Source organism: Olleya sp. UBA1516 (assembly GCF_002323495.1).
Lineage (GTDB): Bacteria > Bacteroidota > Bacteroidia > Flavobacteriales > Flavobacteriaceae > Olleya.
In genome coordinates this window covers 247,016-260,032 of sequence record NZ_DCQO01000005.1, presented here as the reverse complement: position 1 = coordinate 260,032, position 13,017 = coordinate 247,016, and the positions used below count along the sequence as shown (strand labels likewise).

Sequence of the window (13,017 nt, the reverse complement as noted above, 5' to 3'; positions counted from 1 at the left end):
ACGCTTTCCAAGCGTGCGCCTTAAGCCACTCGGCCACCTCTCTGTAATTATTACTAATTACGGTGGGCAAATAACAAAAAAATATCCTAAGGTTAAAATTTTGAGGGTTAATTTTAAGACATTTCTCCACGTAAAGACGTTTCATATATGGTTTTGAATAAGTTAGGAGATATATTTTCTCCTAATAAATACATTAATTTACACAATGCTGCTTCTGTAGTGATATCTTTTCCTGAAATTAAACCTATTCGCTTTAACTTTTCACTAGTTTCATATTGTCCCATTAAGACACTTCCTCCGGAACATTGCGTTACATTTATAATTGGCACACCTTTATTTATGGTCTCCTTTAATAACTGTAAAAACCAATCTTTTGTTGTGCAGTTTCCTGCGCCATAGGTTTCCAATATCACTCCTTTTAGTCCTTCGGTTTTAAAAATACTTTCTAAAAGGTTTCTTGAAATTCCTGGAAACAGTTTTACTAATGCAATATTTGAGTCTAAATCCTTATGTACCACTAGATCTTTTCTAGTGTTAGGTTTAAATAAATACTCGTTATTAACTTTTAGGTGCACACCACTTTCTGCCAAATCCGGATAATTTAGACTTGCAAAAGCCTCAAAGTGTTCTGCATTTATTTTGGTGGTACGATTGGCTCTGTACAATTTATATTCAAAATACAATCCTACTTCTTTAATTACAGGTTTATTGTAATATTGTAAAGAAGCGATTTGAATGGATGTTATTAGATTTTCTTTTGCATCTGTGCGCAAATCTCCGATTGGCAATTGGGATCCTGTAAAAATAACTGGTTTTGCAAGATGCTCCAACATAAAGCTTAAGGCTGATGCAGTATAACTCATGGTGTCGCTACCATGTAGTACTACAAATCCATCAAATAGCGTATAGTTTTGCTGGATAACCTCAGCTATTTGCACCCAATATTTAGGTTCCATATTACTGGAGTCTATTGGCTCTTCAAAAGAATAGGTTTCTATTGTACACTCTAGTAATTTTAACTCTGGAATACGGTCTAATAAGTTAGCAAAATCAAAAGCGCGTAATGCTCCTGTTTCTGGATCTTTTATCATACCAATGGTTCCACCTGTGTAAATAAGAAGTATGTTAGGAATAGTTTTAGTCATAAGTTTTTTTAGATACCGAAAACTGCTTTAGAGTTCTCTGTTGTAATTTGAGCAATTTTTTGTTCGGACACTTCATATATATCAGATAACTTTTCAATGACCTTTATTATGTAGCTACTTTCATTACGTTTACCTCTAAATGGTTTTGGAGCTAAATAAGGTGAATCTGTTTCTAATACAATATGTTTTAAATCTATTTGATTTAAAAACTGATCAATCTTTCCGTTTTTAAAAGTTGCTACGCCTCCAATACCTAGTTTCATGTTATAAGAAATGGCTTGATGTGCTTGCTGTAATGTCCCTGTAAAACAATGAAAGATCCCAAATAAATCGTCTGATTTTTCGTCTTCTAAAATTTCAAAAATCTCATCAAATGCTTCGCGACAATGGATAACAATGGGTAGTTTGTGTTGTTTTGCTAATGTGATTTGTTTTCTAAAAGCATCTTGCTGAATGGCTAAGGTGCTTTTATCCCAATATAAATCTATACCAATCTCTCCTACTGCGTAAAATTTATGTGTATCTAACATCTCTGACACATGCGCCAACTCTTCTAGATAATTATCTTTAACATGCGTTGGATGTAAACCCATCATCAAAAAGACATGTTCTGGATAGTCTTTTTCTAGTTGCAACATACTTGTTGTGTAGGTACTATCAATTGCTGGAATAAATAATCTAGAAACGCCAGCTTCCAACGTACGTTGCATCATGTCTGCCCTATCGTCGTCAAAAGCTTCGCTATATAAATGTGTATGTGTATCTGTAATTATCATATCGCAAAAATAAAAAAGTCATCATGGATATGATGACTTTTAGTTAAGTATTTTAAGACCTTATATTTAAGACTCTTTTTATTCTATTTTATTTAATAATTTATGTGCTTGATCATAGTCATCTGCATCTTCTGGTATTGTCTTTAATATCTTAATACATTCTGCTTCTTTTTGTTGTTTCAATTTACTTAAGGCTAAGTACCATTTTGCTTTATTGTTATAGGCAGAGCTTCCTTTTGAGATATCACCTAATATTGTTTCTGCTTTAGCAAAATTATCTAATTCTATATTTGTAATAGCATAATAAAAATTGTACTCAACGTTATCAGGATTGTCTTGCAGTAATTCTTCCAAATACGCTTTAGCTTTTTTATAGTCTTTGTTATTAAATGCTTTTGTTGTTTTTATTAATAAACCCACATTCCCTTCTGTACTTCTTACTGCAAAATCTACAGTGTCATGTGTGTTAAAATCAGAGTAATTGGCTCCTCCAGAGAACTGATTGTACGCAAAAAAGCCCATTACTAATGCTATACTTGCTGCAATTGCTAGTTTATAAAAATTAAAAGTCTTTTTACGCTCTATTGGATTTTGTTTATCCTCTTGTTTGACAAAATACCTATGAGAAATAGTATCTAAATTGGCTTTAAAATCTGCAATTTGGTCTTTATTACCAATCTCATGTTCCAAATTAGCAGACAATTGTTTGTAAATTGTAAAGGCTTGCTTAAACTCTTGATCTGTATTTAACTTGTTTTCAAAATCTGAGGATTGTTGATCAGATAAGTCGCCAGCTAAATAGTTTTCAAAAAGGATATAATCTTGTTCTTCCATAGCATTAATAATTAAGTTGATTAAAAGTTGGCGACTCTTTAACTAACTTGGACAATTGTCCTATACATAAGGATTTTTTCTTTCTTGCGTAAGCATAACTTACATTAAGACTTAAGGCTACTTCTTCCATAGATTTTATTTTAAATGTAGCTTTTAGCAAATCCTTGCAGGCATCTCCTAATTTTTGAAACATCTGATTAAATAATATCTGTTTGTTTTCAAAAACAGAGGTTTCAAAAGATAACTGATAAGCGTCGTCATCTTTAGATAGCACTTCCTCATTTATTGTTACCTCCTTATTATCTCTTTTTTTCAAAACATTAAGCCATTTGCGTTTACATAATAAAAAAAAGTAAGCATCAAAAGGACAGGTTAATTGTAAGTTTTTTTGACTGCCTTGATTATATATAGTTAGTATGGTGTCTTGGATAATGTCTTGAGCACTATCTGCATCACCACTGTTTTGTTTGATATAATTAATCACTTTAGGCGCAAACTTATCATATATAGCCTGAATAATAAAGGAGTTATTGTTTACCAATCCATCCACATACTTCTGGTCTTCGTGTATTTTTTTTTGACTCATAAACCCTTTGTTTCCAACGAATTTAAAAAAACTTAGCAAAACAAGGGTAACAAATTTTAAATGGTTTTGATATAAGGGTGTAACAGTCAAAATTAGACAGCACACACAAACTTAAAAAACAACAATTTAAAACTTAGAAATTATGAACGTACTACAAAACAATCCGGAACACGTTAGCAACATCAAAATTAACGTGAGTAAAAAAGCAATTTTAATTATAGCAACCGTAGTGTTAGGCTTTTTTAACCTAAATGCAACTAACCAAAATAAATCACTTAATAGTAATACATCCATTGAGCTTTTAAAAGATGAATTGATTACAGTTTACGACTGGACAGTTGTAACTACTAATGGCACATATTCTGGAACTGCTACAACATTATTTGAAGCCAAAAAGCGATCAAACTTAGTTGGGCAAAACGAAGTTGTTTTAGAAAGAAAAATCACCAATTATTATGTATTAAAAAGTGACCTGCTTAAAACAGAAAGTCGCCTATACTTTTGGGAAGTAAAAAGCCAAAAAGGATACGCTAAAGGTTATGCTACCTCAGAAGCATCTGCAAAACAAATAATACGTCTAGTAGCAGAAGGAGATATAATTTCTCATAAAATAATTGCTAGCGGAAATAAAAAAGAATACTAAATAGGGTAACAAAATAGACACACTATTTATATAACTATATAAACCTTTAAATTATAAAATCATGAAAAATTTAAAAACAATTTTTGGAACAGTATTAATGACCTTAACATTACTAACTAGTTGCGAGACTAAAGATGATGGAGACAATGACTTTGACAATGCTATTGACATTGCAACAGCTCAGGAATTTAAAAATATTAAAGATATAGCATTAGCTAATCTAACTCAAAATTTCACCTTTAATGCAGATGACGGAAACATTACTTTAACCTCTGCCAATGGAGTACAAATTAATATTAACGGTAATTGTCTAACCTTAAATGGTAACCCAGTAACTGGACAAGTACAACTAGAATATGTAGAGTTGTTTGAAAAAGGAAATATGCTTACTACAAACAAACCTACTATGGGAACATTACCTAATAGTGATAAAACCTTATTAATTTCTGGAGGCGAATTTTTTATCGAAGCCACACAAAATGGTAGCGCATTAGATACAACCTGTGGTTTGCAACTTATTATACCTGCTAGCTTAACAGGTGGAGCAGATCCATTAATGTCACTTTGGGAAGGCGAGATTGATGCAGAAGATAATTTAACTTGGGACGAGGTAGAAGATGCTACAGGTCAAGGTGGTGTTTTTGTAGAGGGTAGCGAGTATTATGGATTGTTACAAGGTTTTGGTTGGTCTAATGTTGATCGTTTTTATAGCGACCCAAGACCAAAAACATTAATCCAGGTACAAGCTCCAATAGGTTACAACTTTACTAATAGTGCTGTATATTTATCTTATGATGGTGAAGATTCTGGACTAGCTGCTTTAGATACCTACGACGGAACATTAAATTTATTTAGCGAACATTATGGACAAATACCAATTGGTTTAGAGTGTCACGTTATTTTTGTAACAGAAGACAATGGTGTTTGGAGATATGCAATCAAACCAGTGACAATTGTAGCAAATGATATTATAACGTTTACTATGGATGACACAACAACAGGAACAGAAGCAACCTTAACAGCTTTAATAAATGGTTTACCATAAACCATTAGCCTACTTAAACTTAAAAGTCAGAAATTAATTTTTCTGACTTTTTTTATGTTTAAACATCTATTGTTATATACCGTTGCTTTACTTAAAACCTCCACTCATAGATTGAAAAGCTAGTATCAATATTTTTATTACTAAATTTAATCTCTAAACCACACCACAAATGAAAACTATAATCGCTATTATTTTCACCCTTAGCCTAACCAACATCACTTTTAGTCAAGACACAGTAATAGATACGACTAGACGCACTGCAACCATAGATTACAAAATAGAAGGCAAACAAGTACAATTCTCTCCAAATGCACCACAACTAAATCAAATAGCTGGTGCACCTAAAGCGTTTTACACAAATTATTGGGAGTTTGGTGATGGTACTTACAGTAAAGAAAATAATCCTACTAAAGTTTACAAAAAATCAGGAGACTATGAGGTAAGACTTTGGGCTACCAATAATTACGACACAGGCAAACCACCAACCACTAGACCAAAAAAAATAAGAGTTAACACTGCAGATGACACCTACCCAGAGCAAGCGTCAATGGAAGATGCAATAGATTTACAACGCAACAGAGAGCCCATTCCAGAAGAAGAAATAGTAGTAATTTACAAATACAAAAACACAAAAGATTACACTACAAACGGTAAAATCTATTTGTTTTATAACGAAGCAAAATATGGAGACGACAATTTTAAAATCACAGATACTAGAACGTATCATGGCGAGATTGCACAAGATAACGACAACCTAGTTTACACCTCTAAACCAGAAAACAAAACCTATTACGCTTCCGCGGAAATTCAAAGCTTGCGTAAAACATTTAACCCTCAAGATTCTACTGAAAGACAAAATCTACCATTAACACTTGCCGAAGCTAAAGCTAACTATAAGAACTCAAGCCAATTAAGCTTTAGCAACATGCAACCAAATGAAGAGCGTAATATATTTTACACCCTAAAAACAACACCAGAAATGCTAAAGGATACAAGCGCGATAATTTCGGTTAGAGGTGTTTATATTCCAGATAATAATTATGACGACCATAATGTAAAAGACATGGAAATGGAAATTGTAACCTCTCATGATCCCAACAAAATGTCCTCAAACGCTACTTTTTTAAACTACAGATTAGTACGATACAAAAAACCTAAATTTAAAATTAGATTTCAAAATAATGGCGAAGGTCCTGCAACCACAATTAAACTAGAAACAGACATACCAGATATGTTTGACAAAACCACAATTGAAGTTTTGGACATGTACCCAAAAGTAAAAATTTGTCCTAAATACCAGGTCCAATATAGTTGCCTTGACACAAGCTATACACAAAAGCAAGCCATATTTACTTTTAAAAACATTTACTTACCAGGAAGCCAGCAAAAAAACGTAAAGGTTTATGACTCCACAAAAGGTTTTGTACAATACCGCATTAAGTTTGGTAAGGATTTTCATAAGCAAAAAACCAAATCACGTACTGCTATAATTTTTGACAAAAACGACCCAATAATAACTAACTATTCTACGACACGTTTTTTACCAGGTATATCTATTGGTTTAAAAGCTGGTTACAACCTATTCTCGGATTTAGATAATTCTAAAAGTTACTTTGTTGGCGCCACAGTATCACCTTACAAATCCTACAAATGGTATTGGCAAGCAGAGCTTTTAAACAGTTTTCACAACTTTGATAGTGATAGATTGGTCACTCAAACCATTATTGGCGAACCTGGAATCGACGACAGGCTACAGCGCACAACAACCACCAAATCCTATGACAACATAGATTGGGAAATCCCTGTATTAGCAAGATATAACGTTAATAATTACATTGGTCTTGGAGCAGGTTTACAAGGCGCACTATCCATTAGCCAAAAAAGTACAGAAAACATTTTAATAGAAGAATTTGAAAACACCAACATCCAACCGCCTTTTTTATTAGACACATCACAAACCTCTACCCAGAACACAGAGACATTTACAAACTTCAGAACCGGTTTTTTAGTAGAAGCAACTGCTGGATTTGCCAGAATTGGTCCAAGTATTGGTGCACGATATGTATTCAATTTTAAAACAAATTATAATTACATGCAGTTTTACGCTATCTGGAAATTTTAGATAGAATTAATTTGATTTATACTTTTAATAATGAAATATAGCCTTGTCATATTACTTTTTTTAGTCTTCGGATGTTGTTTTTCGCAAGATTTAGAAGAAAGTATTTATTTGGCTACTGAAACATTTAACAAAAATAGAACTACTCAAACCTTTTCCGATTTAGTTAAAAACGAAGCTGAATTCTCTTCAAAACTAAAGACAAAAGACCATTATTTTGCCTATCTATTTTTGTTAGTCAATAAAGCAGATTATTTATATCAAAGTAACCAACAACCCAAAGCTATTACTGCTTATGAGGCTGCATTGGACGTTTACAACACACAACAATTAAATAAAACCTTTGTGTATGATATAACAGAGTATTGCTTAAAACCGTTAGGTATACTTTATCATAAAATTGGAGATTATACTAATGCAGAAAACACAATTAAACACTATATTTTTCTTGCTGAAAAACAAAAAAACAATCCACACAGAATTAGTGGTGCCATAAACCTAGCTAATCTTTATTATACTCTTGGCAAATTTAATGCAGCACTTAATATTGCCAAAAATGGCTTAGATATAAAAGGAGCTTCAGCTATACAAAAGCAAGCATTACAACAGGTAATTAATAAAAGTGCTATTCAAAATAATTCTGAATTAAAAAAGAACCCTAATGTATTGGCGTTGAAAAACAAGTATGATAACGATAGTAAATACCATTTAGCGCTAAAAAACAAAGATTATAAAACTGCATTATTCTATTTTAAAACTAAATATTTACAGATAAATAAGGGGACACTAACCGCAAGAACTGTAGCAAAATTAAATTTTGAAGAGGCACAATTACACTATAAATTAAACGATTTTAAAAGCACTTCAGTAAAACTAAAACTGGCTTTACAAGCGTTATTACCAAATTATAATCTACAAAACTTACCAAAAAAAGAAACTCTTTATCCTGAAAACACATTTATTGATATTTTTGATTTATTGGCTTTACTACAATCCAATCTTGACAATACTTTAGCCTGTTATGACTTAAGCTTTTACGTCTCAACATTATTGACTAATAACTTAACCTCACAAGAGTCTAAACTCATCCATCTACATGCCAATCGTAAACGTAGTGAGTCCATAATAAGTGCACTTTATAAAGCCTATCAAAACACTAAAGACACAACCCTTATTAAACAAGCTTTTGCATACGCTGAAAAAAATAAAGCTTCGATTTTAAAAGAAATAATTGGCAAAAAAACACTGTTAGAACGTCATCCAACAGACACCTTATTAATAAAAGAGTTAACATTATTACAACAACAAGAGCTTTTAACAAATACCTTAATTAAGGTCCAATATCAACAAGATGTAAAACAGATAAATAAATTAAGTCAAGAGTTAACATCAGTCAGTATTGCATTAAAAAAATTAAAAGTTAAAATTAAGGCTAAGTATCCTGAGCCTAACGATGTAGATATTTCAATCTCAAAACTGCAACATAAATTAAAAACAGATCATGCTGTGTTGGTCGAGTATTTTTATGGCGAAAATCATATTTTTCAGTTTATAATTTCGGCAACAGCCATAAGCTTAAATAACATTACAAGAGATGCTGTTTTTAACACAGCTATAAGTGACTATATTCATTATTTTGATAACTCATCGGTTATAAATAATAACATTCCACAATTTTCCAATGCTGCTTTTAAACTATACAAAGCATTACATTTTGACAAAACTCTAGCTTTTAAAAATGTAGTAATAATTACGGATGGCTTTTTAAATTTTATTCCTTTTGAAAGTTTACTAACCCAATCCACAGACAGCAAAAACTATTCTAAAATGCCATTTGTTGTCAACAACCAAGTATTAGCGTACAATACTAGTGCTTTGTTTTATTTAAACGCGTCGGATTTTAAATATGAAGATAAAGTCTTGGGTGTGTTTCCTGTATTTGACAATAGTGATGCAAAGCTAACCTACTCTTTAGACGAAGCTAAAAGTATTGACAAACAAACAAATGCAAAGTTTTTAATGTACCACGATGCCACTAAAAGCAATGCGATGCAACAAGCTAAAAATTATGGCGTATTACACTTATCTACACACGCAAGTAGCGGGACATTTACCATCCCTGCAAACATAGATTTTATAGATCAAAAATTATTTTTAAACGACTTATACAGTCTTAATCTTAAAAATCAATTAGTAGTCCTTAGTGCTTGCGAAACTGGTATTGGAAAATTACAAAAAGGAGAAGGCAGCATGAACTTAGCAAGAGGTTTCCAATATGCAGGTGTTGAAAATTTATTGTTTTCATTATGGAAAATCAATGATTTATCAACCTCACAACTAATGGCTTCGTTTTACAAAAATTATAGTCAATCACACTCTCCTTTTATAGCTAATCGTTTAGCTAAATTAGATTATTTAAAAGATCAATCCATTTCTAACATAAAAAAATCACCTTATTACTGGAGTACCTTTATCTATTATGGTCATTTGACACCAGAAAAACCAACGGTAAATTCAAAATATATCATTTTTACTTTTATTGGTTTAGGGATTGCTTTACTTTTATGGATTATAATACGTAAACGCAAAAATGGACCAAACGCTTAAAGATTTTTTATTTGCCAAAGACTATATAAGAGTCAAATTAAAACTAACAAAAACTAATCATTTTGAAATTAAAGCGTCCATAAATGGCTATAAAGGCTTATTTATTTTAGATACTGGTGCATCAAATAGCTGTGTAGGTTTTGAGGCAGCTAAAAAATTTAGCTTAAAAAAAGTTAAAGATTCTGAAATTTTAGCTGCGGGAGCTGGCGCAATAGGTATGGTTACTCAAGTATCTAAAAATAATACTATCAAGATTGGACGACTTAAAATAGCAAAGTCTGCTTTAGTATTATTTGATTTAAGTCACGTTAATACAGCATTAATAAATCATAACGCACAACCAGTTGATGGTATCATTGGAGCAGATGTATTAAAAAAAGTAAAAGGAATAATTGATTACGAAAAAAAATATTTGTACTTAAAAAAATTAGTCTAACAGCTTATTTTTTTATAATTTTAATTACCAAAATCCAACCTCTAAAAGACCTCACATAATATGAAAGCATCAATAGTAATAGCAGATGACCATCCTTTAATGCTTAGAGGATTATCTGATTTTATTACCTCTAGAGGATTTAAAATAATTGGAAGTGCCGAAGATGGACAAACTGCTTACAACTTAATAGTAAAACTAAAACCAGATTTAGCCTTACTTGACATTAGGATGCCAAAAATGACAGGTTTAGAAGTAGCTGAAGCTTGCTTTAAAAACGAATTAAATACCAAAATTATTCTAATTACATTTGATAACGAAGAACATTTATTTGATAGAGCTAGAGCTTGTAATGTTTATGGTTATATATTAAAAGAATTTGCGGTTGAAGAAATAGAAACCTGTATTAAGCATGTATTAAAAAATGAAGCTTATTTTAGCGAAGAGATTGCCTCATACTTAAATTCAAAAGTTAGTTTTTCTAGTTCTAATTTATTAGAAATATTAACACCTACCGAATTAAAGGTGGTTAAGTTACTGTCTGATAAATTAACCTCTGCCGAGATCTCAAAAGAATTAGCCAGCTCTACTAGAACGATTGAAAAGCACAGAAGTAATATTGTAAAAAAATTAGACTTAAAAAAATCGCATAACGAGCTTATGTTATGGGCTAATATGAATAAAGACCTTATTAAAAACACGTAGACTTTTACGTAAAATAATTGTTAGCTTACTTCATTTTATTTTAAAAACAAGTAACTTTCACAACAAACACGGACAATTACAGCTTTAATTGATATCTCAATTAAAGCTTTTTTAATATAATAAAGTCTGAAAAAAATACGTAGTTCTACGTATTTCACAGGTCATTTATTACTTATATCTTAGCAGTGCTATTAAATCAATTTTTAGGGAAAATTGGTAAAAGCTCTAAAACGACTAATTGTTTTAGAGCTTTTTTTATGCAATCTACTTAAATAAAAATACGTAGTTCTACGTATTTCACACCTCAATTATTACTTATATCTTAGCACTGCTATTAATCAATTTATGAAGAACTGAGAAAGCTCTAAAACATTAATTTGTTTTGGAGTTTTTTTTGGGAATTCACTCAAATAAAAATACGTAGTTCTACGTATTTCACACGTTATTAATATCTTTTATCTTAGCAGTGCTATTAAATCAATTTTTAGGGAAATTGAGAAAGCTCTAAAGCAACATTTTGTTTTGGAGCTTTTTTTTATGCTAGACCTTAATAAAAATACGTAGTTCTACGTATTTCATATGTCCTTTGTACATTATACCTTTACAATGCTATTAATTAGTTCTTAGGGAGAATTATTTAAAGAAAACTCTGCGCTGTAATGGTGCAGAGTTTTTAATTAATTAAAATTATGGATTTAGAAAAGAGAACACAGGAGCAAAACCGTATAATCGCTGCTTGTATTATTATACTAGCAGTCATTATAATTGCTTTTAATATTTTTATTTTTTTTAAAAAATAGATGTAAAAAAAAGGAACAACATTTAGTTATTCCCTTTTTTTTATAAAACTATTATGTTTACTAAAGCTCTAAAGCTTTTTTAACATCATTGTTCATTAGTAATTCTGTTGGGTTTTCTAATGCTTCTTTAACAGCTACTAAAAAACCTACACTTTCTTTACCATCAATTATTCTGTGGTCATAAGATAAAGCAACGTACATCATAGGATGTATTTCTACTTTACCATCAACAGCTATAGGACGCTCAATAATATTGTGCATTCCTAAAATACCACTTTGTGGTGGGTTAATTATAGGAGTAGATAACATACTTCCAAATACACCTCCATTTGTAATAGTAAACGTTCCACCTGTCATTTCATCTACAGTAATTTGACCATCTCTAGCTCTAAGTGCTAAACGTTTAACTTCAGACTCAACACCTCTGAAAGATAAATTTTCGGCATTTCTAATTACTGGAACCATTAATCCTTTAGGTCCAGAAACAGCTATACTTATATCTACAAAGTTAAAAGTTTTCATTTCTTTTTCATCAATCATAGAGTTAACTGCAGGATACATCTGTAATGCACGCACAACTGCTAATGAGAAAAAGGACATAAATCCTAAGCCAACACCATGCTTAGCTTTAAAAGTTTCTTTATACTCGTTTCTTAATGCAAAAATTGGAGACATGTTTACTTCGTTAAACGTAGTTAACATGGCTGTTGTATTTTTTGCTTCAACTAAACGCTCTGCTACTTTACGACGTAACATTGACATTTTAGTGTTAGTCGAGCTACGATCTCCTCCAGTTGGAGTTCCCATAGATGGTACCGCTTTAACTGCATCTTCTTTAGTGATACGTCCATCTTTTCCTGTTCCAGCTATGGATGATGCATCCATATCCTTTTCAGCTAATATTTTCTTAGCTGCTGGACTTGCTGTACCAGAAGCATACGTTTTTGTTGCTGGATTAGGAGCCTTAGCTGCATCAGTATTAGGTGTTGCTTTTTGATCTTTAGCTAAATCTTTTTCAGCGTTTGTGTTTCCGCCTTCATCACCACCTTCAAAAGTGCTACTTGCTGGTGCTTCTGCACTTGTGTCAATTAAACATACAACTTGACCAACTGCGACAGCATCTCCTTCTTCAGCTTTAAGCGTAATAATTCCGCTTGCTTCTGCAGGCAACTCTAAAGTTGCTTTATCACTATCTACTTCAGCAATTGCTTGGTCTTTTTCTACATAATCACCATCTTGAACTAACCATTCTGCTATTTCAACCTCTGTGATAGATTCGCCTGGAGAAGGCACTTTCATTTCTAAAATCATCGTAATGTAACTT

General features: G+C 31.7%; 11 protein-coding genes. 6 read left to right on the top strand and 5 right to left on the bottom strand.

What is annotated here, in order from left to right:
• Nucleotides 1–113 precede the first annotated feature (113 nt).
• The 4 genes from B2989_RS02350 to B2989_RS02335 all read right to left on the bottom strand — a co-directional run bounded on the left by B2989_RS02350 (nucleotide 114) and on the right by B2989_RS02335 (nucleotide 3,341).
• Nucleotides 114–1,145, bottom strand: coding sequence for an asparaginase (locus B2989_RS02350; RefSeq protein ID WP_292943571.1), 1,032 nt, complete (start codon nucleotides 1,143–1,145; stop codon nucleotides 114–116).
• Between the two features lie 8 nt (nucleotides 1,146–1,153).
• Complete coding sequence (locus B2989_RS02345) at nucleotides 1,154–1,921, bottom strand: TatD family hydrolase (protein ID WP_292943569.1); 768 nt, start codon at nucleotides 1,919–1,921, stop codon at nucleotides 1,154–1,156.
• 78 nt (nucleotides 1,922–1,999) lie between these two features.
• Complete coding sequence (locus B2989_RS02340; protein ID WP_292943567.1) at nucleotides 2,000–2,755, bottom strand: tetratricopeptide repeat protein; 756 nt, start codon at nucleotides 2,753–2,755, stop codon at nucleotides 2,000–2,002.
• Nucleotides 2,756–2,759: 4 nt separating this feature from the next.
• Nucleotides 2,760–3,341 carry an RNA polymerase sigma factor gene (locus B2989_RS02335; RefSeq protein ID WP_292943565.1) on the bottom strand — a complete coding sequence of 194 codons (582 nt, stop codon included), beginning with the start codon at nucleotides 3,339–3,341 and terminating at the stop codon, nucleotides 2,760–2,762.
• Nucleotides 3,342–3,483: 142 nt separating this feature from the next.
• On the opposite strand from B2989_RS02335, the gene B2989_RS02330 reads away from it, so the two are divergent.
• From B2989_RS02330 to B2989_RS02305, 6 genes are all read left to right on the top strand, one after another.
• Entirely contained in the window at nucleotides 3,484–3,984 is a 501-nt protein-coding gene (locus B2989_RS02330) for a hypothetical protein (RefSeq protein ID WP_292943563.1), read from the top strand.
• Between the two features lie 61 nt (nucleotides 3,985–4,045).
• Nucleotides 4,046–5,029, top strand: coding sequence for a hypothetical protein (locus B2989_RS02325; RefSeq protein ID WP_292943561.1), 984 nt, complete (start codon nucleotides 4,046–4,048; stop codon nucleotides 5,027–5,029).
• A 169-nt stretch (nucleotides 5,030–5,198) separates the two neighbouring features.
• Nucleotides 5,199–7,151: a PKD domain-containing protein gene (locus tag B2989_RS02320; RefSeq protein ID WP_292943559.1), complete on the top strand. Its 1,953-nt coding sequence runs from the start codon at nucleotides 5,199–5,201 to the stop codon at nucleotides 7,149–7,151.
• Between the two features lie 30 nt (nucleotides 7,152–7,181).
• Nucleotides 7,182–9,755 carry a CHAT domain-containing protein gene (locus tag B2989_RS02315; RefSeq protein ID WP_292943557.1) on the top strand — a complete coding sequence of 858 codons (2,574 nt, stop codon included), beginning with the start codon at nucleotides 7,182–7,184 and terminating at the stop codon, nucleotides 9,753–9,755.
• Nucleotides 9,739–10,191 carry a retropepsin-like aspartic protease gene (locus B2989_RS02310; RefSeq protein WP_145005951.1) on the top strand — a complete coding sequence of 151 codons (453 nt, stop codon included), beginning with the start codon at nucleotides 9,739–9,741 and terminating at the stop codon, nucleotides 10,189–10,191. Before B2989_RS02315 ends, B2989_RS02310 begins: the two co-directional genes overlap by 17 nt.
• A 60-nt stretch (nucleotides 10,192–10,251) precedes the next feature.
• The gene (locus B2989_RS02305; RefSeq protein ID WP_292943554.1) at nucleotides 10,252–10,893 is read left to right on the top strand and encodes a response regulator; all 642 of its coding nucleotides are present in this window, start codon (nucleotides 10,252–10,254) and stop codon (nucleotides 10,891–10,893) included.
• Nucleotides 10,894–11,753: 860 nt separating this feature from the next.
• Here B2989_RS02305 and odhB read toward each other — a convergent pair.
• Entirely contained in the window at nucleotides 11,754–13,004 is a 1,251-nt protein-coding gene (gene odhB / locus B2989_RS02300; protein WP_145005945.1) for a 2-oxoglutarate dehydrogenase complex dihydrolipoyllysine-residue succinyltransferase, read from the bottom strand.
• Between the last annotated feature and the right edge of the window lie 13 nt (nucleotides 13,005–13,017).

Coding starts and splice junctions, on each gene's coding strand:
- B2989_RS02350 (WP_292943571.1), bottom strand. CDS start 1,145: ATGACTAAAACTATTCCTAACATACTTCTTATTTACACAGGTGGAACC.
- B2989_RS02345 (WP_292943569.1), bottom strand. CDS start 1,921: ATGATAATTACAGATACACATACACATTTATATAGCGAAGCTTTTGAC.
- B2989_RS02340 (WP_292943567.1), bottom strand. CDS start 2,755: ATGGAAGAACAAGATTATATCCTTTTTGAAAACTATTTAGCTGGCGAC.
- B2989_RS02335 (WP_292943565.1), bottom strand. CDS start 3,341: ATGAGTCAAAAAAAAATACACGAAGACCAGAAGTATGTGGATGGATTG.
- B2989_RS02330 (WP_292943563.1), top strand. CDS start 3,484: ATGAACGTACTACAAAACAATCCGGAACACGTTAGCAACATCAAAATT.
- B2989_RS02325 (WP_292943561.1), top strand. CDS start 4,046: ATGAAAAATTTAAAAACAATTTTTGGAACAGTATTAATGACCTTAACA.
- B2989_RS02320 (WP_292943559.1), top strand. CDS start 5,199: ATGAAAACTATAATCGCTATTATTTTCACCCTTAGCCTAACCAACATC.
- B2989_RS02315 (WP_292943557.1), top strand. CDS start 7,182: ATGAAATATAGCCTTGTCATATTACTTTTTTTAGTCTTCGGATGTTGT.
- B2989_RS02310 (WP_145005951.1), top strand. CDS start 9,739: ATGGACCAAACGCTTAAAGATTTTTTATTTGCCAAAGACTATATAAGA.
- B2989_RS02305 (WP_292943554.1), top strand. CDS start 10,252: ATGAAAGCATCAATAGTAATAGCAGATGACCATCCTTTAATGCTTAGA.
- odhB (WP_145005945.1), bottom strand. CDS start 13,004: ATGATTTTAGAAATGAAAGTGCCTTCTCCAGGCGAATCTATCACAGAG.